Here is a 26,592-nt window from a genome sequence, read left to right on the forward strand (position 1 = left end):
CGCGTGCGTCGCCGCAGAAGGCCCGCCCAGCGCGGGCCTTTGTCGTGCGCCACGCAGGGGTGCTATGGTCGCGCGTTTTTCAACGCTGAAAGGACGCCGGATGCTGGCCCGCCGATTTGCCTGGACCCTGCTGCTCGTGCCCTTGCTGCTGGCGGGCTGTGGCAAGACCGATCCCCAGACGGCGCTCGAAGCGGCGGTGCAGGCGCTGCAGGACAACCTCGAAGCGAAAAAGAGCGGCGCGGTGATGGACCAGCTGCACCCGAACTTCCAGGCCGGCGAGGGCATGGACCGCGAATGGGCGAAGCGCACCATGGCGCTGATGTTCCTGCGCTATGCCCACATCAGGATCGTTGCCGTCACGCGCAGCAGCCGCATCGACACCGGCAGCTCGCAGGTCGGCCACACCGAGGCCCAGGTGGTGGTGACGGGGGCACAGGGGCTCATTCCCGAGCGGGCCGAGCCCTATGCCATCCGGCTGCAATGGCGGCTGGACGGCAGCGACTGGAAGCTGATCGAGCTGCAATGGGAGTGAATGTCCGAGGCCAGGGTCGGACTGGGCCTACAGACGCTGCGGGTGGCCCTTCCTAGCATGGTGCAAGCCAAGGGCGATGCCCCCGCACCGCCCTGCTCACAGGAGGTCACACCATGCACGCATCGACACATCGACACACCCACGGCTGGATCGCCGCAGCGGCCCTGGCCGTCTGCTTGCCCGCCGCCTGGGCCGCCGGCCCCGACAAGGCCGCCATTGAAGCCGCCTACCAGCGAGACCGCGCCGCCTGCCAGGCCCTGAGCCCCACGCAGGACCGCACCAGCTGCCTGCGCGACGCCGGCGCGCACCGCGCACAGGCCTTGCGCTCGGGCATCCGAGGCGGCACGTCGCCGCAGGATCTCGAACGCAACGCGCTGCAGCGCTGCCAGAAGCACACCGGCGAACAGCGCACGATCTGCGAGCGCATGGCGCGCGGCGAGGGTGCGGTGTCCGGGTCCGTCGAGGGCGGCGGCACGATCCGTGAGCTGGTCACGCAGGAGACCTTGCCGGCGCCGCCGCCGCCGCCCCAGGCCCCGGCCCCCATGCTGTCGCAGCCGCTGCCCCCCGCGACGCCGTCGCTGCAACCGGCTGCGCCGCCCTTGCCGCCGGCCAGCCCCACGATGCCGCGCTGAGGCTCAGCTCGGCTTCAGAGCCAGTACTCCCACATGCGCGCGAAGAACTCTTTGGCGCGCAGGTTCAGGCCGCGCCGCTGCCATGCATCGAGCGTGACCTGTTTCGAGCCCGCCAGGTCGGCGTCGAACAGCCGCTGAAGCTGGGCGCTGAACTCGGCGCCCAGCACCACCGCGTTGAGCTCGTAGTTGTGCAGGAAGCTGCGCCAATCCAGGTTGGTCGATCCAATGGTGGACCACACACCATCGACCGATCCGGTCTTGGTGTGCAGGATCACGCCCTGGCGCTCGTAGATCTTCACGCCCGCCTTGAGCAGGCGCGTGTAGTAGTTGCGGCCGGCGTGGAAGATCAGCCACGAATCGGTCTTGCCCGGCAGGATCAGCTTCACGTCCACACCGCGGCGGGCCGCGTCCTCGAGTGCGCTCAACAGCTGCGGGTCGGGCGCGAAGTACGCGTTGGTCAGGTAGACCGTGGTCTCCGCGCTGGCGATGGCCGAGAGCAGCGTGGCGTAGATGGCGCTGTAGTTGTCTTTGGGTGAGCTGCCGATGGCGCGCACCACGTCCGAGCCGGCGCGGGTTGGCGTGGGGTAGTAGTTGAGCGCGGCCATGGGCTCGCCTTTCTGGGCGGCCCAGGTCTCCAGGAACAGCTTCTGGAACTCCGCCACCACCGGGCCTTGCAGCTGCACGTGGGTGTCGCGCCAGGGGATGCCGTCGATATCGCTTTTTTTCTCGCCCGCCTTGCCGCTGCTGCTGGACCCCATCGACAGCGAGCCGCTGGAATACACGCCGCTGATGTTGATGCCGCCCAGGAAGGCGATGCGGCCGTCCACGATCAGCAGCTTGCGGTGGTCGCGCTCGTTGAGCTCCCACTCCTTGCGCGCCTGCGCGGGATTGATCGGGTTGAACTCCAGCACCTTGACGCCCACGTCGGTCAGGCGCTTGAAGAACTCGTCGGGCGTGCCGAGCGTGCCCACGCTGTCGTGGATCAGGTGCACCTGCACCCCTTGCTGTTGCTTGGCGATCAGCGCATTCGCAAACTTCTGCCCCACCTCGTCGTCGTCGAGGATGTAGGTTTCCAGGTGGATGTGGTCCTTGGCCGTGTCGATGGCCGCGAGCATCGCCTTGTAGGTGGCTGGGCCGTCTTCCAGCAGATCCACCTTGTTGCCGGCGGTCAGCGGGCTGCCGACGATGGCCTCTTCGAGCGCGAGGTGCCGCGAGAGCACGTCGCTGCCTTGCCCGCCGGCGCGCAGGCGCTCCAGGATCGCGCGGCTGCGCTCGGCCGACAGCGGGCCTTGCGACCCTTCCAGGCGCACGGGGGGCGGGCGGCGGTCCAGGTCGGGCACCACGCGGGGCAGGCTCTTGCAGCCCACCAGGCCGAGCGCGAGCAGCAGGCCCGCGGCCACACCCAGGGTCTTCCGCCACGGGGCGTGGGGCTGTTGCAACATGCTTTGAATCTCTTTTGTGACTTTGTTGGGAGCTGGGGCGGGCATGGAGCGTGGGCGAGTTGTAACGAATGGTATGGTCAGCGCATTGACATTTTGCAGAGTGTTCACCATGTTGCGTCACCTTTCTTCCGCCCGTTGGATGTCCTTGTGTTCCGCTGTGCTGTTGGCCGCTTGCGGCGGGAGCGGGGGCGGAGCGGGCGCGCCCACAGGTGGGGGGGCGGCGCCCTCGACCACGCTGTCGATCAGTCCTTCGTCGTTGGTGCTGTCGGTCAAAGACACCGCGAGGTCCCCAACCCTCACCGGCAAGCCCCGCAAGTTCACGATCACGAACACCGGGACCGCGCCTGCACTGGCCGTGATCTACGCCGTTGCCACGGGCAGCCCGGCCCTGCCAACGGACACGACGACGCTATCGAACTGCACGACGCTTGCGCCCGGAGCCAGCTGCACGATCACGGTGACACCCGGCGCGACACCGTCGTCCGCCCGAGGCGACCGCACTCCGGTACCAGTCACACTGAGCGTGGGCGGCAGCAACACCAACCTTCTCTCGCCGACGGTGCAGGTGGTCGGTTACGCGAATGTGTATCAAGGTGGCTATGTGTTTGCCATTGACGACACCACCCCCGATACCGGTAGTGTGGGCGGCAAGGTGGCTTCACTGGACGACGCGGGGGGAGCCCCCGCGCCGACGAAGCCGTGGAGCACGACCAACGACGTCGTCGCCAGCACGAGCCTCACGGATGGCCAGGCGAACACCGCCGCGATCCTGGCCCAATACACGGGATCTGAACTGCCTTCCAACTACGCAGCAGGCCTCTGCAGCACTTCTTCCAATGGGGGCGTATCGGGTTGGTATTTGCCAGCCATCTGCGAAATGGGACACGACGAGGCCGCCGCTGGCACGGGTTGTGGTTCTGCCGCTTCGCCTCTCGTCGAGAACATGCAGTCGAACCTCGTGGCCGATGGCACGCTGACAGGGTTGCCTCCACGCTACTGGAGTTCAACTCAATCCTCAATGACGAATGCCTGGCAACAGGAATTTGCGATCGGTCTGGCCAGCGGCACGCAGACGCCCGGAGCAAAAGCGGGCGACTTGACGCCGGTGCGCTGCGCCCGCGCGCTGACTTACTAAGCTCACACGGCCAGCCGGTGCTCAAGTCACCGGCGCAGGGTTGAACAGCACCAGCGCGTTGTGCAGCTTCCAGCGCTCGGCCCAGGTTTTCTGGCGGCCGCTGGCCACGTCGAGCATGAGGTGGAACAGCGCCCAGCCCACGTCCTCGATGCTGGCCGTGCCATCGGCGATCGTGCCGGCGTTGAGGTCCATCAGATCGTGCCAGCGCCGCGCCAGCTCGCTGCGCGTGGCCACCTTGATCACCGGCACCGGCGCCAGGCCATAGGGCGTGCCACGCCCGGTGGTGAACACGTGCAGGTTCATGCCGGCGGCCAGCTGCAGCGTGCCGCAGATGAAGTCGCTCGCGGGCGTGGCGGCGTAGGTCAGGCCCTTGGCCTTGAGCTTCTCGCCGGGTGAGAGCACGTTGCTGATCGGCGCGCTGCCCGACTTCACGATCGAGCCCATGGCCTTTTCCACGATGTTGGACAGGCCACCCTTCTTGTTGCCCGGCGTGGTGTTGGCGCTGCGGTCCACGCTGCCGCGCTTGAGGTAAGCGTCGTACCAGGCCATCTCGCGCACCATGGCCTGGGCCACCTCGGGCGTGGTGGCGCGCGCGGTGAGCTGGGCGATGCCGTCGCGCACCTCGGTGGTCTCGGAGAACATCACGCTCGCGCCCGCTCGCACCAGCAGGTCGGTGCAGAAGCCCACGGCCGGGTTGGCCGTGACGCCGGAAAACGCGTCGCTGCCGCCGCACTGCACCCCCACCACCAGCTCGCTCGCGGGCACGGTCACGCGCCGGCGGGCGTCGAGGCGTTTCAGGTGTTCCTCGGCCTGGCGCAGGATGGACTCGACCATGGACATGAAACCCACGTGCGCGTCGTCCTGCAGGCAGACGGTGTCCAGATCCCCGGCGCCGCTGCCGCGGGCGTTCTGGATCGGGATCGCATCGGCGGGAAACAGGCGCTCGGGTTGCAGCTTCTCGCAGCCCAGGCTGACCACCATCACCTCGCCGCCGAAGTTCGGGTTCAGGCTGATGTGGCGCAGCGTGCGGATGGGAATGGCCGCGTCGGGCGCGTCGATGGCCACGCCGCAGCCATAGCCATGCTCCAGCGCCACCACATCGTCCACGTTCGGGTACCTGGGCAGCAGCTCGGCCTTGATGCGCTGCACCGCGAAGTCGGTCACGCCGGCCACGCATTGCACCGTCTGCGTGATGGCCAGGATGTTGCGCGTGCCGACCGAGCCGTCCGCGTTCCGATAGCCCTCGAAGGTGTAGCCCTCCAGCGGGGGCAGGGGCTCGGGCTGGACGGTGGCCATCGGCAGGTCCTCCAGGCCGCGCGGCTCGGGCATCTGCAGCAGGCGCTCGTTCACCCAGCTGCCAGCGGGAATGTCGTCCAGCGCGTGGCCGATGGGCACGCCGTAGCGCAGCACCGGCGCGCCGCGGGCCAGGTCCACCAGCGCCACCTTGTGGCCTTGCGGCACCCGCTCGCGCAGCACCACGGCCGTGCCGGGCAGGGCGGTGCCGGCCGGCAGGCCGCCCACGTTGGCCACGATCGCCACGTTGTCGGCGGCGTGCATGCGGATGGTCAGCGGCACGACGGCCGGGGAGGAAGCCAGGGTCTCGGGCATGCGCATCTCCTATGATTCAGCGCGCATCGCTGGCCGTTTCGGGCTAGGATGTGATCAATTTGGTACCGGTACCATTCTAAGCCGCAAATGAAAGAAACCGACAACACCCGGCGTTCGCGCCGTGGCAGCGGGGCGATCACCCTGCGCGATGTGGCCAAGCTCGCGGGCGTGGCGCCCATCACGGCCTCGCGCGTGCTCAACACCCCGGAGCAGGTGTCGGTGGAGGTGCGCAAGAAGGTGCTGGACGCGGTGCAGAAGACGGGTTACGTGCCCAACCGCATGGCGGGCGGGCTGGCGTCCTCGCGCAGCCGGCTGATCGCGGCGGTGGTGCCCAGCACGGTGATGTCGGTCTTCATGGAGACCATCGAGTCGCTCAATGGCACGCTGTTCGATGCGGGTTATCAGCTGATGCTGGGCCAGTCGAGCTACTCGGCCAGCCGGGAGGAGTCGCTGCTGGAGGCGATCATCGGACGCCGGCCCGACGGCATTTTTCTCACGGGCGTATTGCACTCGGGCAAGGGCCGCACGCGTTTGCTGGCCTCGGGCATTCCGGTGGTGGAGACCTGGGACCTGACGCCCGCGCCGATCGACATGCTGGTGGGGTTCTCGCACGCCGACATTGGCCGCGAGGTGGCGAAGTTCCTCATTGGCAAGGGGCGGCGGCGCCTGGCCATGATCCGCGCGGACGACGAACGCGCGGACCGCCGCGCCAAGGCGTTTGCGGCCGAGGTGGCGCGCAGCGGCTTGGCCGAGGCGAAGGTGGAGGTGGTGGACGTGGGCGCATCGCGCACGATCAAGAGCGGGCGCGATGCCCTGACCCGCCTGCTGGCGCTCGACCCGGACGTCGACGCCGTGTTCTGCAGCTCGGACCTGCTGGCCTCGGGCGTGGTGACGCAGGCGCGGGTGCTGGGCATCGACATCCCGGGCCGCCTGGCGATCGTGGGTTTCGGCGATGTGCCGTTCGTGGCCGACATGGTGCCCGCGCTGAGCACGGTGCACATCAATGGCGCGGACATCGGCCGCATGGCGGCGCGCTGCCTGATCGACCGGGCCGAGGGGCGCGAGGTGGCCCAGCGGGTGGTGGACGTGGGGTTTTCCATCGTCGAGCGGGAAACCACCTGAGATCGCCCTTTCTCCGGTCGCCGGAGACCTTGCGGCGCTCGGCCCATGGGTGGGCCGGCATGGCCGCTCCCGCGCCCGCGAGGCCCAGGCACTGGCCAATCCCCATCCAGGCGCTCAACCAAAAAAACCGTTTGACGCGTCAATTTGGTACCGGTACCATTCGCCTCACCTGCATTTGGTACCGGTACCAAGTGGAGCCCTTCGTCACACGATTTCAACGACAGGAGACAAGACACATGAAGAAGCTGCTGTGCGCGCTTGGCGCGTCCATGACCCTGACCGCGGCCATGGCCTGGCCGGAGAAACCGGTCACGATCATCGTGCCCTTCCCCCCGGGCGGCTCCACCGACCTGATCGCCCGCACGCTGCAGCCCAAGCTGCAGGAGAAATTCGGCGGCACCTTCGTGGTCGACAACAAGGCCGGCGCCACCGGCACCATCGGCGCTGCGCAGGTGGTGCGCTCGGCGCCCGACGGCTACACCCTGCTCGTCGCCTCGCTAGGCCCTTACGTGATCGCGCCCCACCTCACCAAGGTGCCCTACGACGCGACGAAGGACATGGACTACATCAGCGTGGCGGTGCAGGCGCCCAACGTGCTCGTCGTGCCCGCCGCCTCGCCGCACAAGAGCATGGCCGACGTGCTCGCGTTCCAGAAGGCCAACCCGGGCAAGATGACCTTCGCGTCGTCCGGCAACGGCAGCAGTGACCACCTCACCGCCGAGCTTTACTGGCAGCAGACCAACACCACCGGCGTGCACGTGCCTTACAAGGGCGGCGGCCCCGTGATGACCGACCTGCTGGGCAATCAGGTGGACTCGTCCTTCATGAACATCAACACCGCCATGCCGCAGATCAAGGCCGGCAAGCTGCGCGCGCTCTCCATCACCAGCGCCCAGCGCTCGCCCCTGCTGCCGGACGTGCCCACGCTGCAGGAACTGGGCATCAAGGACGCCAATGTGTACTCCTGGCAGGCCGTCTCCGGCCCCAGGGGCATGCCGGCCGATCTGAAGAACAAGCTGCAGCTGGCCATCAAGGACGCGCTCAACGACCCCGCCATCAAGCCCAAGCTGCTGGAACTGGGTTTCGAGATCGTGGCCAACACGCCCGAGCAGTTCACCGCGTTTCAGGCCAGCGAGTTCGCGCGCTGGAAAAAGCTGATCGAAGCCAGGAACATCAAGGCCGATTGATCGGCCCATCCCCCGCCGCGCTGCGCGCGGCCCCCTTCCAGGGGGTGGCACCAGGGGCCCGGCCAGGCCGGTTCCTCGGTGTCTCTGGATGAGACATCGCCCTCCGGAAGCCCTTTCTCGATTGTTTTCATGCCGACCACCGCCTCATCCACCCCCCGCGTCACCGAACTGCGTGTCGTCCCTGTCGCCGGGCGCGACAGCATGTTGCTCAATCTGAGCGGCGCGCACGCGCCGTTCTTCACGCGCAACCTGCTCATCCTCACCGACAGCGCCGGGCGCACCGGTGTGGGCGAGGTGCCCGGTGGCGAGAAGATCCGCCAGACACTGGAGGACGCGCGCGAGCTGGTGGTGGGCCAGCCCCTGGGGGCGCACCAGACGGTGCTGCAGCGGTTGCAGACCCGCTTCGCCGACCGCGACGCGGGCGGGCGCGGGCTGCAGACGTTCGACCTGCGCACCACCATCCACGCCGTGACGGCGGTGGAATCGGCCCTGCTGGACCTGCTCGGCCAGCACCTGGAGGTGCCCGTGGCCGCGCTGCTTGGCGAAGGCCAGCAGCGCGACGCGGTGGAGATGCTGGGCTACCTGTTCTTCGTCGGCGACCGCCGCAAGACCGACTTGCCCTACGCCAGCGAACCCGATGCCGACAACGCCTGGAGCCGGCTGCGGCACGAGAGCGCGATGACGCCCGAGGCGGTGGTGCGCCTGGCCGAGGCCGCGCGCGAGCGCTACGGCTTCAACGACTTCAAGCTCAAGGGCGGCGTGTTGCGCGGCGAGCAGGAGGTGGAGGCCGTCACCGCGCTGCACGAGCGATTCCCGCAGGCGCGCGTCACGCTCGACCCCAACGGCGGCTGGCTGCTCAAGGACGCGATCCGCCTCATGCGCGACATGCGGGGCGTGGTCGCCTACGCCGAGGACCCCTGCGGCGCGGAAGACGGTTTCTCGGGCCGCGAGGTGATGGCCGAGTTCCGCCGCGCCACCGGCCTGCCCACGGCCACCAACATGATCGCCACCGACTGGCGCCAGCTCAGCCATGCGCTGGCGCTGCAGAGCGTGGACATCCCGCTGGCCGACCCCCACTTCTGGACCATGGCCGGCAGCGTGCGCGTGGCGCAGACCTGCCGCGACTGGGGCCTGACCTGGGGCTCGCACTCCAACAACCATTTCGACGTGTCGCTCGCCATGTTCACCCACGTCGGCGCGGCCGCGCCCGGCAAGGTCACCGCGATCGACACGCACTGGATCTGGCAGGACGGCCAGCGCCTCACGAAGGAGCCGCTCAAGATCGTGGGCGGCCATGTGCAGGTGCCGAAGAAGCCCGGCCTGGGCGTCGAGCTCGACATGGCCGAGGTGGAGAAGGCCCATCGGCTCTACATGGAGCACGGCCTGGGCGCGCGCGACGACGCGATCGCCATGCAGTTCCTGATTCCGAACTGGACCTTCAACCCCAAGCGGGCGGCGCTGGACCGCTGACAATCCCCCCGAACCCATTTCTCAACAAGAAGGAACCTGATGAGACCCAACCGTCTGCGTGAAATCTGGGCCCGCGGCGGCGCGGTGGCCAATGGCTGGCTGGCCATCCCCAACAGCTTCTCCGCCGAGACCATGGCGCACCAGGGGTGGGACTCGCTCACCATCGACCTGCAGCACGGTGTGGTGGACTACCAGGCGATGGTCGGGATGCTGCAGGCCATTTCCACCACCGACACCGTGCCCGTGGTGCGCGTGCCGTGGCTGGAGCCCGGCATCCTCATGAAGACGCTGGACGCCGGTGCCTACGCCGTCATCTGTCCCATGGTCAACAGCCGGGCGGACGCCGAGAAACTGGTGGCCTACACCCACTACGCGCCGCGCGGCACGCGCAGCTTCGGCCCGGTGCGCGCGCTGCTCTACGGTGGCGCCGACTACCCCAGGCACGCGAACGACACCATCGTCACCTTCGCCATGATCGAGACCGCGCAGGCGCTGGAGAACCTGGAGGAGATCCTCTCCACGCCCGGTCTGGACGCGATCTACATCGGCCCCTCGGACCTCTCGCTGGCGCTGGGCTGCAACCCCACTTTCGACGACCTCGATCCCAAGGCCGCCGCCGCGGTGGAGCACATCCTGGCGCGCGCCAAGGCGCACGGCCTGGTCGCGGGCATCCACAACGGGTCGCCCGAAGCGGCCGCGCGCCGCATCGCCATGGGTTTCCAGTTCGTCACCATCAGCTCGGACGCGCGCCTGATCGCCGCTGGTTCGCAGCAGGTGCTCGCCACGCTGCGCGCCTCGCAGCCCAAGGCCGCGCCCGAAGGCTACTGACCCCTTTTTTCCACCTACCGCAGAAAGAGCCTCTCATGAAGATCGGATTCATCGGCCTGGGCATCATGGGCACGCCCATGGCGCTGCACCTCGTCAACGCCGGCCACACGCTGTACGTGCACACACGCAGCCAGGTGCCCGAAGCCATCCAGGCCGCCGGCGGCGTGCGCTGCGAGAACGCCGCTGCCGTGGCGAAAGAGGCCGAGGTGATCTTCACCATGGTGCCCGACACGCCCGATGTGGAGACCGTGCTGTTCGGCGAGAACGGTGTCGCGCAAGGGCTCAGCAAGGGCAAGGTGGTGGTCGACATGAGCTCGATCTCGCCCATGGCCACGAAAGCGTTCGCGAAGAAGATCAATGCACTCGGCTGCGACTACATCGACGCGCCGGTCTCCGGCGGCGAAGTCGGCGCCAAGGCCGGTTCGCTCACCATCATGTGCGGTGGCGACGAGGCGGTGTTCGAACGGGTGCGCCCGCTGCTCGAGCTGATGGGCAAGAACATCACCCTGGTCGGTGGCAACGGCGACGGCCAGACCACCAAGGTGGCCAACCAGATCATCGTCGCGCTCAACATCGCGGCGGTGAGCGAGGCCCTGGTCTTCGCCAGCAAGGCCGGCGCCGATCCGGCCAAGGTGCGCCAGGCCCTCATGGGCGGCTTCGCGGCCAGCCGCATCCTGGAGGTGCATGGCGAGCGCATGATCAAGCGCACCTTCAACCCCGGCTTTCGCATCAAGCTGCACCAGAAGGACCTGAACCTCGCGCTGCAAGGTGCGAAGGAACTCGGCGTGGGCCTGCCGCAGACCGCCAACGCCGCGCAGCTCATGAGCGCCTGCGCGGCCAATGGCCTGGCCGACCTCGATCACTCCGCCCTGGTGAAAGCGCTGGAGCTGATGGCGAACCACGAGGTCGCCAAGGGCTGAAGCCGCCCTGGTGGCTACGCCGATTCGAAGGCGTAGCCGCTGCCCACCTCCCGTATGCGGCCGAAGGCCGGGAAGGGGAAGTGGTACCCGCCCACGATGCCCTGGTCGGCCGCCGCGCGCGCCAGGGCCGCGCGGCGCGAGGCGCGGGCGAGTTCGGGGTCCATGTCGAACTGCACCTGCCAGTCCGGGTTGCGCGTGAACAGCGCGGGGTAGTGCGCCGCGTCGGCCAGGTAGGTGAAGTTCGCGCTCGAACCGCGCAGCGAGAACAGCGTGTGCCCCGGTGAATGGCCATAGGCGGCGATGCTGTCCACCGCGCCCAGCAACCGCTCCCCTGGGGTGAAGCGCTGCAGCTTGTCGGCCGGGTAGCCGTCCAGCACGCGCCGCGCGTTCACAAACCCGGCTTTGGCCGCCGGCGGCGCTGCCTCCAGCCGCTTCGGGTCCATCCAGAAGTCGTATTCGGGCGTGGGCACGAGCACCGTGGCATTCGGGTACACGAGGCTGCCGTCCTTGCGGCGCAGGCCGCTCACGTGGTCGCCGTGCAGGTGGCTCAGCAGGACCACGTCGATGTCCGCGGGGCTCAGGCCGGCACCGCGCAGGTTGTCCAGCAGCCGGCCGGTCTGGGCGGGCCCGTTGTCGGCGAAACCCGTGTCGATGAGGCAGCGCTTGCCGCCCACCACCAGCAGGAACGCGTTGTACGGCACGTCGATGTGCTCGGTCGGCAACTGCTGGGAGGCCAGCACGGCCTTCACCTGTTCCAGTGGCGCGTTGCGCACGAACTCTTCGCCCAGGGGGCGGCGCACCACGCCGTCGTTGAGCGCGATCACCTCGGCCGAGCCGAGCGAGAAGCGCCGCCAGCCCTGGGCGGGCAACGGGGCGGTGCCGAGGTTGCCCGCGCTCTGCGACCAGGCCGAGCCGAAGGCGAGCGCGGTGGAACTTGCCGCACCCCAGAGAAGAAAGTCGCGCCGGGTCGAGGCCATGGTCAGTCCGCCTTCACGTTGCCGCGCTGGATCACTTTGGCCCAGCGGGGAATCTCGCGCGCGATGAGCTGCGCGAAGGCCTGTGGCGTGGTGGGCGTGGGCACCGCGCCTTCGATCGCCAGGGCTCGGGCCACCTCGGGCGAGGTGAGCGCCTTGTTGATCTCGCTGTTGTAGAGCGCGATCAGCGGCGCGGGCAGGCCCGCGGGTGCGACGATGCCGTACCACTGGTCCGCATCGAAGCCGGGGTAGCCGCTTTCGGCGACCGTGGGCACGTCGGGCAGGGCCGGCATGCGCTGCGGGCTGGACACCGCCAGCGGCCGCAGCCGGCCGCTGCGGATGTGGGCGATCAGGGCCGGCGAGCCGGTGAAGATCGCCTCCACCTGGCCGCCCAGCACGTCGCTCACCGCTGGCGCCGCGCCCCGGTACGGGATGTGCGGCATGAAGATGCCCGCTTCCTGCTTGAGGTACTCGAAGGTGATGTGGGCCGCGCTGCCGTTGCCGCCGGACGAGTAGTTGAGCCGGCCCGGCTCGGCCTTGGCCTTGGCGATGAAGGCCTTGAAGTCGGTGGCGGGGAATTTCTCGTTGACCACCAGCACGTTGGGCACGCGCGCCACCAGCGCCAGCGGCGCAAAGCTCTTGACCGGGTCGTAGGGCAGCTTCGGGTAGATCGACGGGTTGATCGCCAGCGTGCCGATGTGGCCCATCATGATGGTGGCGCCGTCCGGCGCCATGCGCGCGACCTCGCCCGCGCCCACCGAGCCGGCGGCGCCGCCCTTGTTCTCGATCACCACCGTGATGCCCAGCTGCGTGGCCAGGCGCGCGCCGATGGCGCGTCCGAGGATGTCGGTGGAGCCGCCCGGTGGAAACGGCACCACCAGCTTGATGGTCTTGGGCAGGGAAGCCTGCGCCTGAACGTGGCCAACGGCCAGGCCGGCGGCGCTGGCCAGCACCAGCTGGCGGCGGGTGATGCGGGGGAGGGGAAAGGTCATGAGATTCTGCTTATAGGAAAACGGTTGGAAACGCCGTCCAGTGTCGCGGCTTGGCAAGGCTGGCGCAACTGCAATATGCTTGGCCCGAGTTGCATTCTTCTTATGGCAGCATGGACCCCAACGACGACGGAGTGACCCGATTGCGCGCCCTGCGCACGGTGGAGGCCGCCCACGAAGGCGGCAGCGCGGCCGTGGCCGCGCAGACCCTGCATGTCTCCCCCTCGACCGTCTCGCGCACCATCCAGCAGACCGAGCAGGCCTTGCGCGTGGAACTGTTCGATCGCGGGGCGCGGGGCATGGTGTGCACCACCGCCGGGCTGGCCGTGGTGCGCGGCTGCGCGGCGGTGCGCGCCGAGCTGGTGCTCAGCGCCTCGGAAGGCCCGCTGCAGGACCCCTGCCCGCAGCCGTTGCGGCGCCAGGTGGAGAGCCTGTTTCGCGTGCTCACGGTGCCGATGCTGCGCTGCTTCGTGGCCTGCGCCGAGCTGACCAACGAAACGCAGGCCGCGCGTTCGCTGGGCCTGTCGCAGCCGGCGGTCAGCCAGCAGTTGCGCTCGCTGCACCAGGCCTATGGCCGTGCGCTGATGCAGCGCACCCAGCGTGGGCTGCGCCTCACGCGCGACGGCGAGCGCATGCTCGCGCCGCTCAAGCGCGTGCTCAACATCCTGCGCGTGCTCCAGGAGCAGATGTCCGCCTACCGGGGCGAGGCCACGGGGCGCCTGCACCTGGGCGTGCTGCCCATGGCCAGCACCTCGCTGGCGCCGCGCGCCCTGGCCGGGCTGCTGCAGCGCATGCCCAAGGTGGTGGTGACCGTGAGCGATGGCACCTACGACGCCATGGCCCGCCAGCTCAAGACCGGGGACCTGGACATGATCCTCGGCCCCTTGCGCGGCGACATGGTGGCGCCCGAGCTGGAAGAGCGAGAGCTGTTCCGGGAGTCGCTGATCGCGGTGGTGCGCCAGGGCCATGCGCTGGCCTCGGCGGGGCGGCTGCGCTCGCTGCGCCAGTTGCGAAGCCAGGCCTGGATCGCACCGCTGGCGAACACGCCCGCCCATGCCGCCTTCGAGCGCGCGTTCCGCGCTGCCCGCGAGCCGCTGCCGCAGGTGGCGTTCCACGCCAACAGCCCGCCGCTGGTGCGCGCACTGCTGATGAAGAGCGACCACATCGCGCTGATGTCGCCGCTGCAGGTGCAGGAAGACCTGGCCAGCGGCGCGCTCGTGCGCGTGCCGGTGACGCTGCACGACGTGGATCGGCGCATCGGCATCACCGTGCGGCGCGCGTTCGCCTGGCCGCCGTCTTGCGTCTACCTCTGGGAACTGCTCAAGGCGCCAACGCCGCTGCAGGGCCCGTGAGCGGCCCGTGCCGCCTCAGTCCTTCAGCCCGGCCGCGCGCAGGAACGCGTCGTTTTCCGCCACCGTGCCCACGGTCACGCGAAAGCAGCCCTGCAGGCCGTGCAGGCGGTCTTGCCGGCGCACCAGCACGCCGCCCGCGAGCAGTTGCGCATGCGCCTGGGCCGCATCGGGCGTGCGCACGAGCAGGAAGTTGGCGTGCGAGGGCAGGGGCCGCCAGCTCGGGTGAGCCTGCAAGGCGGTGAACAGGCGCTCGCGTTCGCGCAGGGTGTGCGCCACGCGCTCCTTCACGTAGCCGGGGTGCTCCAGCGCCACCTGGGCGCACACCGTCTGCAGCACCGACACGCCAAACGGCGGCACCAGCTTGCGCAGCTGGCGGGCCACGCCCTCGCCGGCCAGTGCGTAGCCCATGCGCAGGCCGGCCAGGCCCCAGGCTTTGGAGAGCGTGCGCAGCAGCACCACATGCGGGTGCCGGCGCGCGAGGTCGCGCGCGTCGTGTTCGGTGAAGTGGTGGTAGGCCTCGTCGATGACCAGCAGCCAGCCGTTGGCGCTGGCCTGCGCGAGCCGATCGAGTTCGTCGAGCTCGCACAGCGAGCCCGTGGGCGCGTGTGGCCGCGGCAAGTAAATCACCCCCTTGGGCGTGAGGCCGGCGCCGGTGCCGAGGGCGGCGATCACCGCGTCCACCTCGATCGAGGTGTCCTCGCGCAGCGGCACCTCGGTCAGGGTGGCGCCGAGCAGCTCGGCGTCCAGCCCGTAGAGCGCGAAATTGGGTTTGACGGTGACGACGCGGCCGCCGCCCAGGGCGCTGAGCTGGATCAGCAGGGCGATCAGCACGTTGCTGCCGGTGGTGACCACCGTGCCTTCGGGCGACCAGCCGTCGTGCCGCGCCACGGCTTCGCACAGGGCTTCGGCGTTGAGGTCGGTGTAACGGTGCCAGGGCAACTGGCGCAGGCGTTCGAGCGCCAGGTCCTTGAGTTCGGGAGGGAAGTCGGCGAAGGACTCGTTCTGGTCGAGCTTGATGGGCGCCGTGACCGGGGAGAAGGGGTAGTCGGGGCTGGCGATGACGGCGGGGCGGACGGGCAGCGGCGGGTTCATTCGGCGGGAGCGGTTTCGGTCAGGGTGAGCAGGATGTCGGCGTACCAGGCGCAATTCAGGCCGAGCGACTCGTCGAGCACGAGGTCGCGGTTGCCCATGTCCATGCGCGAGGAGTGCACGCCCAGCAGTTTCCAGGGCAGGGCGGCGGTTTGCGGGGTGGGTTGCGGCTCGCGCATCACAACCGCCGCGCCGCTGGTGCCCCGGTGGGTGCGCGCATCGGTCAGGAAGAAGCCCTGCGCCTGGAAGCGGATGCCGAAGGGCGAGGCGATGGCCGCGTGGCGCAGCACCGGCAGGTGGTGCACCACGTCGTGGAAGCCCAGCGGAAAGCCCACCACCATCAGCGAGGTGTCGGCCGGCACGGCGTTGAAGGCGGTCTGCAGGTGCGCTGGCGTGAAGGCGCGCACCACGGCCTGGGCGGGAAAGGCGCTGCGGTCGAGTTCGATCACCGCCACGTCGATCTCGCCGCCGCTGTCTTCGCCCTGGCGCCACACGGCCAGGCCGTCCACGTACAAGGGCACCGAGAAGCCGGTGGCCACCGTGAGGTTGACCGCGTCCATGTGCAAGCCGATCTCGATGCGGTCGGGGCGGTGGTCGGTGGCTTCGTCGATCAGCACATGGCGGCTGGTGACGAGGTAGAGCCGCTCGTCGCGCTCGAAGAAGAACCCGCTGGCGTTGGTCAGCGGATGGGTGCCCACGAAGGTGGAAACCTGGGGCGCGGCCAGGAACAGCGGGTCCACCTGCACGGGGGCGGGGGCGGGCGCCTTGGCGACGGCTTGGGAGGCGGTGCGGGTGGTTTTCGTCATCGGCCCAGTGTGGCAGGTTTCGCGGGCGTTCCCCCGCCGGGTGTCCGGCGGAACTGGCGCGCGACAAAGGCCCATGCCATGCGCGAGGCGTCGGGGCCGAGGGCGTCGCTGTAGGGCTGGCTGGCCGTGCCGCCGCTCCACGCGTGGCCCAGCCGGGGCACTTCCACCAGGCTGACCAGGGCACGTCCCCGGTGCTGGAAATCGGTCACCCGCATGGGGTGTCGCTGGCCGCGCTGCCGCTCGCGGGGCGTGCCGGCGCTGGCGCCCAGCTGCCCCGCCCACAGCCGCGCCACGGCCGCACCGTTGCTGGGCGATACCACGGCGTCGCTGCCGCCCTGGATCACCAGCAGGGGCGGCCAGGGCTTGGCCGCGGGGCCGGCGGGGGCTGCGTCGGGCGCCGACAGACGGCGCCCTCGCATGGCGGCAAGCGCGGTGGCGGTGGACTCCGCCACCCCCGGGGCCACGCCCGAATGCATCACCACAGCCTGGAAGCGGGTGGGCTCGCGCGTGGCGAGCAGCGCGGCCATGCCAGCGCCCGCCGAGAGGCCGACCACGGCGATGCGCGCGGGGTCCGCCGCGTACAGCAGGACGACCTGGTCGATCGCAGAGAGGATGAGCGAGGCTTCGGCCTGGGCGCGTCCGCTGCGCGTGTCGTACCAGTTCCAGCAGCGCTGCGGGTGGGCCAGGTGGTCCTGCTCGGGGTAGAGCACCAGAAAACCTTCGCGGCGTGCCAGGGCATTCATGCGGGTGCTGGCGGCGAAGCCGGCGCTGTCCTGGCCGCAGCCGTGCAGCATCACCAGCAACGGCACTTTCTCGCCCACCGGCAGGGACGGAGGGCGGTAGAGCCGGTAGCGCCGCGCGCCACCAGGGCCCAGGGCCAGCCCGGGCAACCAGTCGCCCGGGCCGGTGGCCACGCCGCGCGCGGTCGCCCGGGCGCGCACGGCCTTGGCGGCGCGGGGCGCGCGGGTGGTGGCACGCGCCATCGCGCGCAGGTTGCGGTTGAAGGCCTTGACCCAGGCCGATGCGGAACGCCGGCGTGCCACGCGCGCTCAGCCCGTGCGGCGCGGCCCGCGCGCCGGGTCGGGGTGCAGGACAGCCGCAGCCCGTGCCCCCTTCGGATGCGCTCGGCCCCCACGGGCTTCGTGCGGGAGCAGGACGGGTCGGTGGATCATGTGCAGTGGGGGTGGGAAAGCGCGCAAAAGTTCAGTTTTGCGGCCAGTCGCGGCGCCCGGCGGTCCGAAACCGCCCTTGATGGTGACAGAATGGTTTCATGGATGGGATGCGAGGCAATTCAGGGCTCGAAGGGGGGCCCGATGGACACGGTGTCCTCGGGTGGCGGTCGCGTGTCCGCGCGGCCGTGTGTTGGATCGCCTGCGCAGGCGCGCTGGTGGGCCTCATGGCCTGCAGCGAGCCGCCGCAGCCGCCGCTGGTGGTCGGTCTCAACACCTGGGTGGGCTACGACCCGCTGGTGCTCGCGCGCGATCGCGGCCTGGCCGATGCCCGGCAGCTCAAGGTGGTGGAGCTCATCTCCAGCGCGGAGGCGCTGCGCCATCTGCGCAACGGCTTGCTGGACGCGGCCGGGCTCACCATGGACGAGGCCCTGCGCCTGGTCGACAGCGGTTTCGACGTGCGCATCATCGCGCTGCTGGACACCTCGGCCGGTGCCGACGTCGTGGTGGCCGCCCCGCGCATCACCAGCCTGCAGAAGCTGCGCGGCGAGAGCATCGCGGTGGAAGACGCCACCGTGGGCACGCTGGTGCTCGAACGCCTGCTGCGCAAAGCCCACCTGCGGCGAGAAGACGTGACCGTCGTGCGCATGGACGCCACCCAGCATCAGACCGCATTGCTGAGCGACCGCGTGGCCGCCGCGGTGAGTTTCGCGCCGATCGCCGGGCCGATCCAGGCCCTGGGCTATCGGGCCATCTTCGACAGCCGCCAGATGCCCGGTGAGATCGTCGACGTGCTGGTGGTGCGCAGCGAGGTGCTGCGCCAGCGCCCGCAGGCGGTGGACGCGCTGTTGGCGGCCTGGGCCGCCGGCCTCAACGTGATGCGGCTGGACCCCGGCGGCGCGGCCACCTCGCTCGCGCCTGGTGCCGACCTGACGCCCGCGCAGTACCAGGCGGTGATGGGCGGGCTGCGCTTTTATTCGCCCGAGGAATCCCTGGCCATGCTCACCGGCCACCCGGCCCCGCTGGAACGGCAGGGCGAGGGCGTGGCCCGCCTGCTGATGGAGCTGGGGCTGCTGCGCTCGCCGCCCAACTGGGCCGCACTGATCGACACCGCTGCGGCGCTGCGCGCGCCGGCCTCCGGTCCCCTGCCATGAAGCCGGTGGCCCGCCTGCTCTCGCTTCCGGCGCGCTGGCTGGCGCCCTTTCTGCTGGCGGCCTTCGCCCTCACGACCACGGGCGTGAACCTGTTGCTGGAGTGGCGCGAGGTCGATCAGCAGGTGACCGACAACGAGACGCGGCGCCTGCGCGAACGCCTTGGGGTCGAGCAGAGCCGGCTGAGCGCCCAGACCGGCAATCCCAACTCGCTGCTGGTGCGCCGGCTGGTGGGCGGGCTGGGCCTGTACAGCGGCATGCAGCACGCCTATCTGATCGACGCCCGGGGCACGGTGCTGGCGTCGCTGATGCGCGCCGACATCGGCCTGCCTTTCGTCGATCTCCAAGGCCTGTACCCCGAACTCGCCGGGGTGAAGCCCCTGCTGGCCGAACCCATGGCCGGGGCCACCTTGCAGGTGGCCCGCCCGGCCGGATCGGCGCTGCTGTTCGGGCGGGCGGCGCTGGAGCCGGGGCACGAGTTGCTCACCGTGGTCGACCTGAGCCAACCCATGGCCGTGCGCTTCGCCGGCATGCGCACGCAGGTGATGCGCGAGGGCCTGGTCCTGCTGGCGCTGGTGGGGCTGCTCGCGCTGCTGCTGCACTGGGTCTGGTTCCGGCGCGCCGAGCAACTGGCCCGCGCGCTCACGGCCATGGGCGAGGGCCAGTTGCAGGCGCGCACCGGGCTGCAGGGGCGCGACGAGCTTGCGCTGATCGGCGCGGCCGCCGACCGCATGGCCGAGCGCCTGCAGGCCAGCCACGCGCAGCTGCAGCGCATGAACGACGTGGTGGACCGCTCGCCGCTGGTGGTGATCGAGTGGTACAACGTGGTCGGCTGTCCCATCCACTACGTGAGCCCCTCGATCGCCCAGTGGGGCTATGCACCCGAGCCGCTGCTGCAGGGCCGCATGACCTACGACGACCTGATCCACCCCGACGACGTGGACCAGGTCAACGCCGAGATCGAGGGCTACCTCCAGCACGGCCCGGACGCCTACCGCCAGGAGTACCGCCTGCGCTGCGCCGACGGCCGCTGGATCTGGATCGACGACCGCAGCGCGCTCACCCGCAACGCCCAGGGCGAAGTCACGGCCATCAGCGGGGTGCTGCTGGACATCACGGTGCAGAAGGAAGCGCAGATCGCGCAACGCGAGCAGGCCGAGTTCCAGCGGCTGTTCTACGAGTTGCCGCTGATCGGCATGGCGATCTCTTCGCCCCACAGCACCCGGTGGCTGCAAGTCAACGACCGGTTGTGCCAGATCCTGGGTTATTCCCGCGAGGCGCTCCTGCAACGCACCTGGTCGGACATGACCCCGGCACCCGACCTGGAGCGCAACCTTGCGCTGCTCGATCGCATGAAGGCGGGCCTGACCGACAGCTACCAGATGCACAAGCGCTTCAGGCGCAGCGACGGCAGCCTCGTGCACACGGAGATCCACGTGCGAGCGGTGCGCGAGCCCGATGGCGCGCTCAAGCATCTGTTCTCCATCGTGCAGGACGTCACCGAGCGGCTGCAGACCAGCCAGGCGCTGAACGACCAGAAAGGCCTGCTGGAGCAAGCCGAGGCCATGGCGGGCCTGGGCAGCTGGCTGTACGACTCGCAGACCAAACACATCTGGTGGTCGCGCCAGATGTACCGCAACATCGGCCGCGACATGGCGCTGGGCCCGCCGCCCACCCTCAAGGACTACCTTGACTGCCTGCACCCGGACGACCGCGAACGCGTGGCGCGTTTCATGAGCGCCATGCCGAGCAACCGGGGCCGCCTGCACGCCGAGTTCCGCCGCCACCCCTCGCTCGGGCCCGAGCGCTGGTTCCGCGGCGGCGTCGAGTGCCGTGTCCTCGCGGAGAACGCCGGCCACCACTACAGCGGCACGCTGCTGGACATCACCCAGATCAAGCAGGCGCAGATGAACCTGGAGCGCATCAACGCCCGGCTGGAACAGCGCGTGGCCGAGCGCACCGAGCAGCTCAGCGCGGCCAACCGCGAGCTCGAAGCGTTCTCGTACACCGTCTCGCACGACCTGAAGGCGCCATTGCGCGGCATCGACGGCTACAGCCAGCTGCTGCTGGAGGAGCACAGCGAGCGGCTGGACGAAGAGGGCCGGCAGTTCATTGGCCGCATCCGGCGCGGCGTGCAGCAGATGGGCGCGCTGATCTCGGACCTGCTGGACTATTCGCGCATGGAGCGCCGCACCATGGAGCACCAGGCCGTGGAACTGGGCCCGCTGCTGGACCTGGTGCTCGAAGGGCACGCCGCCGACATCCAGGCGGCCCGCACCGAGGTGAGCCTGCAGCTCGAACCCATGACCTTGCAACTCGACCGCGAGGGTCTGGCGGTGGTGCTGCGCAACCTGGTTGGCAACGCCATCAAGTTCAGCCAGGCCCGCCAGCCACCCCGGGTGGAGATCGGCTCGCGCAGCGAGGCGGGGCGGCGCATCCTCTGGGTGCGCGACAACGGCGTGGGCTTCGACATGAAGTACCACGACCGCATCTTCGGCATCTTCCAGCGCCTGCAGCGCGCCGAGGACTACGCCGGCACCGGCGTGGGCCTGGCGCTGGTGGCCAAGGCGATGCAGCGCATGGGCGGGCGCGTGTGGGCCGAAAGCGCGCCGGGCCAGGGCGCCACGTTCTTTCTGGAGTTCCCGCCATGATCGCCGTCAAGCCCCAGCCGCCCATCCTGCTGGTGGAGGACAACCCGATGGACATGGACCTCACCCTGCGGGCCTTCAACAAGCGCAAGTTCTCCAGCACCATCCACGTGGCGCGCGACGGCGAGGAGGCGCTGGCCTGGATGGCCCGCTGGGAGGCGGGCGAAGGCCTGCCCTCGGTGATCCTGCTCGACCTCAACCTGCCGCGCGTGCATGGCCTGGACGTGCTGCAGCAGCTCAAGGACCATCCCCGCTTTCGCCGCATTCCTGTGGTGATATTGACATCGTCGCGGGAGGACAGCGACCTGAAGTCCGCCTACGATCTCGGGGTGAGCTCGTACATCGAGAAACCGGTGAGCTTCAGCAAGTTCATCGAGGTGGCCGAGCGCATTGAGCTGTACTGGTGCGTGCTCAACGAGCGGCCCTATTGACCACACACCCAGGAATGGAGCGACCATGCTGAAAATTCTGATCCCCGTCGACGGTTCCTCGCACGCCCTGCGGGCTGTGCACCACGCACTGCAGCTCGTGGGCGCGGGCCTGAAGGCGCGCTTCGTCGTGGCGAACGTGCAGGAGGCGGCCAACCTCTACGAACTGGTGGTCGCGCACGATCCAGCGGTGCTGCAGCAGGTGAGCGAGGCCGCCGGGCGCGATCTCGTGCGCCCGGCGGTCGCCCTGCTCAGCGCCGCAGGGCTGCAGGTCGAGTCGGCCGTGGCCAGCGGCGACCCGGCCCACCGCCTGGCCGAGATCCTGGAGGCCCACGGCTGCGACGCCGTCATCATGAGCACGCGCGGCGGCGGTCTGCGCTCGGCCGTGCTGGGCTCGGTGTCGCAGGACATGGTGCAGCGCTCGCCGGTGCCCGTGACCCTGGTGAAGGTGCCTGAGGACGCGACGCCCGACTGACGCCTGCGGCAGCACCGCATCGAGGAGCCGGCCCAGGCCGGCTCTTCGCTCGTTCAACGATCGCCTATCGGTTTTTCTCCCCTTTCCCCTCTCTGCCTGTGACCCTCCTGTTTGCCGCCCCCGATGCTTCCGGCGCACTTCGCTTTATCGGCGAAGTCGAGCGCGGGGCCGTCTGCGGCTGTTCGTGCCCGGTGTGTGGCAGTGCGCTGGTGGCGCGCCAGGGCGCTGCCAACGAGTGGCACTTTGCGCACGAGGCCTCGCAGGAGCGGCCCGAATGCGAGACCGCGGCAGACCGCATGTTGCGCCGTCTCATGGTCGAGCACGTGCAGACCCGTGGCGAGGCCGGGGGGCTTTCGCTGCCACCGTACCAGCAGCGGGTGGCGATCGTGCGCGCGCTGATCAACGTGCACGAAGACGTGCAATGGGGTGCCCAGGCCATGGGCGGCCTGCAATGGCGGGCCGAAGCGGCGCCTGACGAACCGGTGGCGCAGGCGCGGCTCGACACCGGCGCGGACCTGCACCTGTTCGTGATGGTCGGCGAGGGCCAGCTCCCGCCGCCCCAGACCGGCTGCGCGCAGCTGGTGTTTCGCTGCCGCCTGCCCCCGGGCTCGGTGTTGCGCGATCGCCAGGCGGCCGAGCAGTACCTCGCGCAGCACGGCGAGCTTGCCTGGGCCCACCACCCGGACACGCTGGGCCTGGTCGCTGCCGCGCAGGCCCGGCTGGAGGCGCGCAGCCGCCAGATCTACGCCAACTGGCTTGCCATGGCCGACGCCGCCGGCGGCCCGGCCACCGTCGTCGATGCCCGCCCGCCGCCGCTGTTCTACGGGCCGAGCACACGGCCCGATCCGAGGCAGGCGCCGCGTTACGCCTGCGCGCCCGCGCACGCGCCGAACGTCAGCTTCACGCTCTACCGGCTGTCGCCCACCGAAGCCTGGCTGCTCTACCTGCTCGAGCGCGTGGGCCCGCTCGACTGGCGCACGGCCACCGAGAAGTTTTACGCGCTGGCCCCATACCCCGGTCCTTTCGACGGTTGGGCCCAGGCCTTGCCGCCGAGCGTGGGTGTGGCCGATCTGGACGTGGGCGTCGTGCGCTGCACGGGTTTCCTGGACGCGGTCACCTACCTCTCGCGGCGCGCGCATTCCACCCGCAGCGGGCGCAATCCGCTGGCCTTCGAGGCCGTTTGAGGGCTCAGGCGGGTCGGCCGGCCGCCGCTTCCAGCCGGGGCAGCAGCTCGCGCTGCCCCTTGGCCGTGAGCGCCAATGCCCGGCCGGTGCCGCGTTGCAGCCAGCCTTGCCGGGTGAGGTGCTGGAGGATGTCGTCCGCGAGCTGGCCCGCCAGGTGGTCGCGCCGCTCCGACCAGTCCAGGCAGGGGTAGGCGAAGCGGCGGCTGGTGCGCGGTGGCTCGGGCTGCAGGTCCAGCTGCCCCGACAGCCAGCGATGGCCGGCGTCGGTCAGGGCATAGCCCTCCGCCTGGGTGCTCAATGCCTCGCGGGCTTGCAGGGCATCGTGCAGCAGAATGCCCAGACGCCCTGCCAGGTGGCCGTAGCAGCAGCGCGCATAGCGCAGCCGCTGGCGTTCGGGGTGGGCCCAGGCCTGGTCGTGCACGTCGCGCTCGGCCACCAGGGCCAGCGCTTCGAGGGCGTGGGCGACGTCGGCGTCGGCCAGCCGGTAGTAGCGGTGGCGCCCGCGCGGTTCGCAGACCACGAAGCGCGCCTCCAGCAGCCGGGTGAGGTGGCCGCTGGCGGTGGCGGGGGTGACCGAGGCGGCCTTGGCGAGTTCGCCGGCGCTGGCGAACTCGCCGTTCATGAGGTAGGACAGCATGCGCGAGCGCGCCGGGTCGGCCACCATGGCGGCCACGCGGGCGAGGCGAGGTTCGTGCGGGGCGTTCATGGGGCCAGCGTAACGCAGTGCGGGACGCGCAAACCCTCTCACGTTTCGGTGCGGGCCAAAACGTGAGCAAGGTGCGTCAGGCGCCTTGTCCCCCTTCCTGCGGCACGGTCCTCGCGGTCTCGGGCAGTTCATCGCGGTTGACATCGATCTTGCGCCCGGCGGGCAGGCGCGCGCGCGTCAACGCTTGCACATCCAGCGGGGCGCAACGGGGCGCAACGGGGCGCTTGCGAGGTGAAGGCGAGAGAACCTCAGCCCTTGGGCCGAGCTGGCAAGGTCTTCAGATAGAGATAGAGCGCGTTGAGATCGGTATCGCTCATGGCCCGCAGCGACTCGAAGGGCATGACCTGCACCGCCTGGCCGTCCGGGCGTTGCCCGCTGCGGAACATCTTCGCCAGGGACGCCGCGTCCGGGTAGCGCGCCATCGCGCTGTCTTCGCCCGGCGTCAGGTTGGCGGCAGCGGGCCAGTCGGGCGGGCCACCGGGCACCTTGCCGCCCGCCAGGCCGGCGCCGTGGCAGCCGATGCACATGTTGGCCACGTAGGCACCGTGTTCGACCGTCACGCCCTCGGGCACCGGCTGCTGAGGTGGCAGGGTGTGGTCGATGCGGGACGCGGCATCGGGGATCGCGCCCAGGCCGTAGAGCACGCGCACCGGCAGCGGCAAGTCCACGATGGCGCCATGGCCGGCCGTGGGGGGCAGCGAGCGCACATAGGCCACGAGCGAGGCCAGGTCGGCGTCGGTGAATCGGTTGTAGTCTTCGCTGGGCATCACCATCAGCGGGCGGCCTTGCGGGCTCACCCCGTGGCGGATGCTGCGCACCCAGTCCTGCGGCTGGTACGCGGCCACCACCCCCTGCGCGCCGGTGGTGATGTTGGGGCCCGCGATGCGCATGCCCTTGCCATCGTCGAGGAACATGCGGCCAGCGCCGTTGGCGCCGTGGCAGTCCACGCAGCCGCGCGAGGCATAGAGGTACCTGCCGCGTTCGATCGACGCCGCATCGTCGCGCAGCGCCACCGCCGGCACCGCGACTTCCACGCGGCGTTGCATCTTCTGCTGCGCCAGGTACAGGCCCAGCCCCACCAGCAAGGCGGCCAGGACGACCAGCGCCCCGAGCACACCGAGCACCCCACGCATCCACGTCTTTCTCGCCATCGCGCTGCTCCTCGTTGCGCTGCCCAGCACAGGCCATGCCGCGCCCGCGCGCGGCGGCTAGGGCAAGGTGGTGCCGGTGGGCCTGGCCGGCGCCTGCCAGCGGAAGAACATCGGGTACACACGCTCCACCACCGGCCCGTTGAAGTCCCAGCCCACGCACTGGCCCAGGTGCGCGGGCGGGCGGCCGTCGCCCTTGGGCGCGAATGCGCCCGCGTCTGCGCAGGTCTGGAAAGCCGCCGTGGCGAGATTGAACAGCAATTCGCGCAGGTGCGTGCAGCCCTGGACGTCGCCCAGGTGACGCTGGATGGTCTGGCGCCAGCCGCGCCCGAGCACCTCGCCCACCATGCGCTGCAATTGGGGCATCGCCTGCGGGCAGGGGCTGTGCGGGAAGGCGTCCATGGCCACGTCGACGGCGTGGATCACCATGCTGTCGTCGAAGGTGACGCGCAGGCGCATGTGATGGATGGGCTCGCCCGCCAGCCAGCGGCCTTCGTCGTGGATGTCGATGTCGTGGGGCTTGCTGTCGTGCAGTTCACCCTCGACCTCCCACAGGCCGTCGTCGCGCCGAAAGCCCTGGTAGGTGACGCGCCGGGTGTGCATGGGCGTGCGGGGAGCGGGAGTGGGCAGGGGCAAGACAGGTTCTCCGGACAATGGGGGGGGCAGGCCCGCATTTTCCCGCCAGGCGCGTGCCCGCGCTTGCTGGCACACTGAAGACCCGACCAGGAGACCCGAACATGGCCCACGAGCATCCCCACGCGCCCCATGGACACGATCACCGCCCCGATCCGGCCTGGAAGCACGACGGCGTGCGCGTGGTCCCGGGCAACCAGCTCGATGGCAACGTGCCCTCCACCCCGGGCATGGACCGCAAGGCCGCCATCAACTTCGCGCGCGTGGGCGCGCAGAAGCTCTGGGCCGGCACCGTCACCATCCACCCCGACGCCAAGACCGGTGCCCACCACCACGGCCCGCTGGAGAGCGTGATCTACGTGGTGCGTGGCCGGGCCCGCATGCGCTGGGGCGAACAGCTGGAGTTCACCGCCGAGGCCGGCCCGGGGGACTTCATCTATGTGCCGCCGTACGTGCCGCACCAGGAGATCAATGCCAGCGCCACTGAGGTGCTGGAGTGCGTGCTGTGCCGCAGCGACGGGCAGGCGGTGGCGGTGAACCTGGACATCGAGCCGGTGGAAAAACCCGAGCAGGTGCTCTGGGTGGACCCGACGCACCCCACCGGGGGCGTGTAGGCCCACCGCCCGTCCGTCGGCCATGGGCGCCGCAGGGCGAAGAAAGTTCTCAAGTTCGGGCGCCCCTGGCCGAAAACCCGGCTAGAACACCGGGCCTGTTTCGCCCGGTGGCCGCCGTGAGGGGTAGCCCATGCTCAACGTTTCTAGCACCACCGCCGTTGCCTGGCCGACGCCGGTTTCCACCGCCGTCGCGCCGGTGTCGCCGGTTGCCGCCGTGCAGCCCGTGCAGGCGGGAGGCAACGAAGGCAAGGCCCAGAGCGGCTCCGGCCGCGAAGGCCGCGCCGCCACCCCGCCGCAGGCCCTGGCCGGCCGATGGGGCGCGGAGGGCGGCGCCACCGCGGCGCAGGACA

General features: G+C 70.0%; 26 protein-coding genes. 16 read left to right on the forward strand and 10 right to left on the reverse strand.

The genetic code is table 11. The features are described 5' to 3' along the window. The first annotated feature begins 100 nt into the window (after positions 1-100). On the forward strand, positions 101-532 hold the full coding sequence (locus tag KIT86_RS04050; RefSeq protein ID WP_297395253.1) for a hypothetical protein: 432 nt from the start codon (positions 101-103) through the stop codon (positions 530-532). 113 nt (positions 533-645) lie between these two features. Beyond that, the gene (locus KIT86_RS04055) at positions 646-1,164 is read left to right on the forward strand and encodes a hypothetical protein (protein ID WP_297395254.1); all 519 of its coding nucleotides are present in this window, start codon (positions 646-648) and stop codon (positions 1,162-1,164) included. 14 nt (positions 1,165-1,178) lie between these two features. Here KIT86_RS04055 and KIT86_RS04060 read toward each other — a convergent pair whose 3' ends face one another. Next, positions 1,179-2,606 carry a phosphatidylserine/phosphatidylglycerophosphate/cardiolipin synthase family protein gene (locus tag KIT86_RS04060; protein WP_297395256.1) on the reverse strand — a complete coding sequence of 476 codons (1,428 nt, stop codon included), beginning with the start codon at positions 2,604-2,606 and terminating at the stop codon, positions 1,179-1,181. Positions 2,607-2,865: 259 nt separating this feature from the next. On the opposite strand from KIT86_RS04060, the gene KIT86_RS04065 reads away from it, so the two are divergent. Further along, positions 2,866-3,741: a hypothetical protein gene (locus tag KIT86_RS04065; RefSeq protein WP_297395258.1), complete on the forward strand. Its 876-nt coding sequence runs from the start codon at positions 2,866-2,868 to the stop codon at positions 3,739-3,741. Positions 3,742-3,762: 21 nt separating this feature from the next. On the opposite strand, the gene garD is transcribed toward KIT86_RS04065, so the two are convergent. Continuing rightward, positions 3,763-5,349, reverse strand: a complete 1,587-nt coding sequence (gene garD / locus KIT86_RS04070; protein WP_297395260.1) for a galactarate dehydratase — start codon at positions 5,347-5,349, stop codon at positions 3,763-3,765. 87 nt (positions 5,350-5,436) lie between these two features. Between garD and KIT86_RS04075 the strand changes: the two genes are divergently transcribed. The 5 genes from KIT86_RS04075 (at position 5,437) to glxR (ending at position 10,876) form a co-directional block, all read left to right on the forward strand. Further along, on the forward strand, positions 5,437-6,471 hold the full coding sequence (locus KIT86_RS04075; protein ID WP_297395262.1) for a LacI family DNA-binding transcriptional regulator: 1,035 nt from the start codon (positions 5,437-5,439) through the stop codon (positions 6,469-6,471). A 236-nt stretch (positions 6,472-6,707) separates the two neighbouring features. Next, positions 6,708-7,658, forward strand: a complete 951-nt coding sequence (locus KIT86_RS04080) for a tripartite tricarboxylate transporter substrate binding protein (RefSeq protein WP_297395263.1) — start codon at positions 6,708-6,710, stop codon at positions 7,656-7,658. A gap of 129 nt (positions 7,659-7,787) precedes the next feature. Further along, positions 7,788-9,128, forward strand: coding sequence for a glucarate dehydratase (gudD, locus tag KIT86_RS04085; protein ID WP_297395265.1), 1,341 nt, complete (start codon positions 7,788-7,790; stop codon positions 9,126-9,128). 39 nt (positions 9,129-9,167) lie between these two features. Continuing rightward, positions 9,168-9,956 (forward strand): aldolase/citrate lyase family protein, encoded by a 789-nt coding sequence (locus tag KIT86_RS04090; protein ID WP_297395266.1) that lies wholly within the window; start codon positions 9,168-9,170, stop codon positions 9,954-9,956. A gap of 35 nt (positions 9,957-9,991) precedes the next feature. Then, entirely contained in the window at positions 9,992-10,876 is an 885-nt protein-coding gene (glxR, locus tag KIT86_RS04095) for a 2-hydroxy-3-oxopropionate reductase (protein WP_297395267.1), read from the forward strand. Between the two features lie 14 nt (positions 10,877-10,890). On the opposite strand, the gene KIT86_RS04100 is transcribed toward glxR, so the two are convergent. Both KIT86_RS04100 and KIT86_RS04105 read right to left on the reverse strand, forming a co-directional pair. After that, entirely contained in the window at positions 10,891-11,853 is a 963-nt protein-coding gene (locus tag KIT86_RS04100) for an MBL fold metallo-hydrolase (protein ID WP_297395269.1), read from the reverse strand. Positions 11,854-11,855: 2 nt separating this feature from the next. Next, the gene (locus KIT86_RS04105; protein ID WP_297395271.1) at positions 11,856-12,842 is read right to left on the reverse strand and encodes a tripartite tricarboxylate transporter substrate binding protein; all 987 of its coding nucleotides are present in this window, start codon (positions 12,840-12,842) and stop codon (positions 11,856-11,858) included. A gap of 110 nt (positions 12,843-12,952) precedes the next feature. Here KIT86_RS04105 and KIT86_RS04110 point away from each other — a divergent pair, with 110 nt between their 5' ends. Then, on the forward strand, positions 12,953-14,191 hold the full coding sequence (locus KIT86_RS04110) for a LysR family transcriptional regulator (protein WP_297395273.1): 1,239 nt from the start codon (positions 12,953-12,955) through the stop codon (positions 14,189-14,191). Between the two features lie 15 nt (positions 14,192-14,206). Here KIT86_RS04110 and KIT86_RS04115 read toward each other — a convergent pair whose 3' ends face one another. From KIT86_RS04115 to KIT86_RS04125, 3 genes are read right to left on the reverse strand one after another with little or no spacing between them, the layout of a single operon-like run. Continuing rightward, a complete protein-coding gene (locus tag KIT86_RS04115) occupies positions 14,207-15,283 on the reverse strand; it encodes a histidinol-phosphate transaminase (RefSeq protein ID WP_297395275.1) in 1,077 nt (358 codons plus the stop codon). Then, positions 15,280-16,086, reverse strand: a complete 807-nt coding sequence (locus KIT86_RS04120) for a trypsin-like peptidase domain-containing protein (RefSeq protein WP_297395277.1) — start codon at positions 16,084-16,086, stop codon at positions 15,280-15,282. Before KIT86_RS04120 ends, KIT86_RS04115 begins: the two co-directional genes overlap by 4 nt. After that, positions 16,083-17,129, reverse strand: coding sequence for a PHB depolymerase family esterase (locus KIT86_RS04125; protein ID WP_297395278.1), 1,047 nt, complete (start codon positions 17,127-17,129; stop codon positions 16,083-16,085). The genes KIT86_RS04120 and KIT86_RS04125 overlap by 4 nt, the downstream gene beginning before the upstream one ends. 314 nt (positions 17,130-17,443) lie before the next feature. Here KIT86_RS04125 and KIT86_RS04130 point away from each other — a divergent pair, with 314 nt between their 5' ends. From KIT86_RS04130 to KIT86_RS04150, 5 genes are all read left to right on the forward strand, one after another. Beyond that, positions 17,444-18,409, forward strand: a complete 966-nt coding sequence (locus tag KIT86_RS04130) for an ABC transporter substrate-binding protein (RefSeq protein ID WP_297395280.1) — start codon at positions 17,444-17,446, stop codon at positions 18,407-18,409. After that, positions 18,406-21,057, forward strand: a complete 2,652-nt coding sequence (locus KIT86_RS04135; protein WP_297395281.1) for a PAS domain S-box protein — start codon at positions 18,406-18,408, stop codon at positions 21,055-21,057. The genes KIT86_RS04130 and KIT86_RS04135 overlap by 4 nt, the downstream gene beginning before the upstream one ends. Then, positions 21,054-21,485: a response regulator gene (locus KIT86_RS04140; RefSeq protein ID WP_297395282.1), complete on the forward strand. Its 432-nt coding sequence runs from the start codon at positions 21,054-21,056 to the stop codon at positions 21,483-21,485. Before KIT86_RS04135 ends, KIT86_RS04140 begins: the two co-directional genes overlap by 4 nt. 25 nt (positions 21,486-21,510) lie before the next feature. Then, complete coding sequence (locus KIT86_RS04145) at positions 21,511-21,957, forward strand: universal stress protein (protein ID WP_297395284.1); 447 nt, start codon at positions 21,511-21,513, stop codon at positions 21,955-21,957. Positions 21,958-22,055: 98 nt separating this feature from the next. Next, the gene (locus KIT86_RS04150; protein WP_297395286.1) at positions 22,056-23,141 is read left to right on the forward strand and encodes a hypothetical protein; all 1,086 of its coding nucleotides are present in this window, start codon (positions 22,056-22,058) and stop codon (positions 23,139-23,141) included. Between the two features lie 4 nt (positions 23,142-23,145). Here the strand turns inward: KIT86_RS04150 and KIT86_RS04155 are convergent, their stop codons facing one another. The 3 genes from KIT86_RS04155 to KIT86_RS04165 all read right to left on the reverse strand — a co-directional run bounded on the left by KIT86_RS04155 (position 23,146) and on the right by KIT86_RS04165 (position 25,631). Beyond that, on the reverse strand, positions 23,146-23,847 hold the full coding sequence (locus KIT86_RS04155; RefSeq protein ID WP_297395287.1) for a helix-turn-helix transcriptional regulator: 702 nt from the start codon (positions 23,845-23,847) through the stop codon (positions 23,146-23,148). A gap of 248 nt (positions 23,848-24,095) precedes the next feature. Next, complete coding sequence (locus KIT86_RS04160) at positions 24,096-24,998, reverse strand: c-type cytochrome (protein WP_297395289.1); 903 nt, start codon at positions 24,996-24,998, stop codon at positions 24,096-24,098. A 57-nt stretch (positions 24,999-25,055) separates the two neighbouring features. After that, on the reverse strand, positions 25,056-25,631 hold the full coding sequence (locus KIT86_RS04165) for a DUF2889 domain-containing protein (RefSeq protein WP_297395290.1): 576 nt from the start codon (positions 25,629-25,631) through the stop codon (positions 25,056-25,058). Between the two features lie 101 nt (positions 25,632-25,732). Here KIT86_RS04165 and KIT86_RS04170 point away from each other — a divergent pair, with 101 nt between their 5' ends. Together KIT86_RS04170 and KIT86_RS04175 are read left to right on the forward strand one after the other, a co-directional pair. Then, a complete protein-coding gene (locus tag KIT86_RS04170; RefSeq protein WP_297395292.1) occupies positions 25,733-26,242 on the forward strand; it encodes a cupin domain-containing protein in 510 nt (169 codons plus the stop codon). A gap of 130 nt (positions 26,243-26,372) precedes the next feature. After that, on the forward strand, positions 26,373-26,592 hold a 220-nt coding region (locus tag KIT86_RS04175), incomplete at its 3' end, for a hypothetical protein (protein ID WP_297395294.1).

Source organism: Hydrogenophaga sp. (assembly GCF_026125825.1).
Taxonomy (GTDB): Bacteria; Pseudomonadota; Gammaproteobacteria; order Burkholderiales; family Burkholderiaceae_C; genus Hydrogenophaga.

Bases quoted from the DNA above. Each gene is read 5' to 3' on its own strand.
- KIT86_RS04050 (WP_297395253.1), top strand. From the start codon at position 101: ATGCTGGCCCGCCGATTTGCCTGGACCCTGCTGCTCGTGCCCTTGCTG.
- KIT86_RS04055 (WP_297395254.1), top strand. From the start codon at position 646: ATGCACGCATCGACACATCGACACACCCACGGCTGGATCGCCGCAGCG.
- KIT86_RS04060 (WP_297395256.1), bottom strand. From the start codon at position 2,606: ATGTTGCAACAGCCCCACGCCCCGTGGCGGAAGACCCTGGGTGTGGCC.
- garD (WP_297395260.1), bottom strand. From the start codon at position 5,349: ATGCCCGAGACCCTGGCTTCCTCCCCGGCCGTCGTGCCGCTGACCATC.
- KIT86_RS04075 (WP_297395262.1), top strand. From the start codon at position 5,437: ATGAAAGAAACCGACAACACCCGGCGTTCGCGCCGTGGCAGCGGGGCG.
- KIT86_RS04080 (WP_297395263.1), top strand. From the start codon at position 6,708: ATGAAGAAGCTGCTGTGCGCGCTTGGCGCGTCCATGACCCTGACCGCG.
- gudD (WP_297395265.1), top strand. From the start codon at position 7,788: ATGCCGACCACCGCCTCATCCACCCCCCGCGTCACCGAACTGCGTGTC.
- KIT86_RS04090 (WP_297395266.1), top strand. From the start codon at position 9,168: ATGAGACCCAACCGTCTGCGTGAAATCTGGGCCCGCGGCGGCGCGGTG.
- glxR (WP_297395267.1), top strand. From the start codon at position 9,992: ATGAAGATCGGATTCATCGGCCTGGGCATCATGGGCACGCCCATGGCG.
- KIT86_RS04100 (WP_297395269.1), bottom strand. From the start codon at position 11,853: ATGGCCTCGACCCGGCGCGACTTTCTTCTCTGGGGTGCGGCAAGTTCC.
- KIT86_RS04105 (WP_297395271.1), bottom strand. From the start codon at position 12,842: ATGACCTTTCCCCTCCCCCGCATCACCCGCCGCCAGCTGGTGCTGGCC.
- KIT86_RS04110 (WP_297395273.1), top strand. From the start codon at position 12,953: ATGGACCCCAACGACGACGGAGTGACCCGATTGCGCGCCCTGCGCACG.
- KIT86_RS04115 (WP_297395275.1), bottom strand. From the start codon at position 15,283: ATGAACCCGCCGCTGCCCGTCCGCCCCGCCGTCATCGCCAGCCCCGAC.
- KIT86_RS04120 (WP_297395277.1), bottom strand. From the start codon at position 16,086: ATGACGAAAACCACCCGCACCGCCTCCCAAGCCGTCGCCAAGGCGCCC.
- KIT86_RS04135 (WP_297395281.1), top strand. From the start codon at position 18,406: ATGAAGCCGGTGGCCCGCCTGCTCTCGCTTCCGGCGCGCTGGCTGGCG.
- KIT86_RS04140 (WP_297395282.1), top strand. From the start codon at position 21,054: ATGATCGCCGTCAAGCCCCAGCCGCCCATCCTGCTGGTGGAGGACAAC.
- KIT86_RS04145 (WP_297395284.1), top strand. From the start codon at position 21,511: ATGCTGAAAATTCTGATCCCCGTCGACGGTTCCTCGCACGCCCTGCGG.
- KIT86_RS04155 (WP_297395287.1), bottom strand. From the start codon at position 23,847: ATGAACGCCCCGCACGAACCTCGCCTCGCCCGCGTGGCCGCCATGGTG.
- KIT86_RS04160 (WP_297395289.1), bottom strand. From the start codon at position 24,998: ATGGCGAGAAAGACGTGGATGCGTGGGGTGCTCGGTGTGCTCGGGGCG.
- KIT86_RS04170 (WP_297395292.1), top strand. From the start codon at position 25,733: ATGGCCCACGAGCATCCCCACGCGCCCCATGGACACGATCACCGCCCC.